Below are 467 nucleotides of genomic sequence, written 5' to 3'. Positions count from 1 at the left end.
GCCCGCCCCGGTCTCGCCATTGCGATCGAGATCGGTGATCGTCCCGCCGATCGACAGACGCAGGCGCGCCGGATCGGCCTGCGCCATCGCCACCAGCGCACGCGTGCCGCTCGCCGTCCATAGATAGGCGGCGCAGCCCTTGGCCGGGAGATCCTGCCGAGGAATGGCCCCAAGCGGCAGACCATCGATCGAGGACGGCAGCGGAGTCGGCGTCGGCGCGCTTTGCGGAGCGGCAGCGAGCAGCAACGGCGCGAGCGGGAGAAGCGCTTTCATGCGGCCAAACCTAACAGGAACAGCCACGCCGGGTAAGCCGCGATCGCCAGCAGCGCGCCGAACGGCAACCGATCGCCAAGCGATGCGGCGCGCCCGCGCATCATCCCGAACAACACCACCGTCAGCCCGGTCAGCGCCGCGAGCAACACCACCACCGGCAACATCCGCCAGCCAAGCCACAGCCCGATCGCGCC

The 467-nt window shown here is 70.2% G+C and carries 1 protein-coding gene and 1 pseudogene; both read right to left on the bottom strand.

The window, feature by feature from the left end; genetic code table 11:
• The coding region (locus AACY08_RS29385) for a hypothetical protein (RefSeq protein ID WP_339472595.1) at positions 1-273 on the bottom strand (273 nt) is incomplete at its 3' end.
• A pseudogene (locus AACY08_RS29380) lies at positions 270-467 on the bottom strand (hypothetical protein); the annotation flags it as partial. The gene AACY08_RS29385 and the pseudogene AACY08_RS29380, both read right to left, overlap by 4 nt.

Source organism: Pseudomonas sp. EL_65y_Pfl1_R83 (assembly GCF_963970695.1).
GTDB classification, from domain to species: domain Bacteria; phylum Pseudomonadota; class Gammaproteobacteria; order Pseudomonadales; family Pseudomonadaceae; genus Aquipseudomonas; species Aquipseudomonas tritici.
Note: the sequence above shows the minus strand (reverse complement) of the source record. Positions and strands in the feature narration are given on the sequence as shown.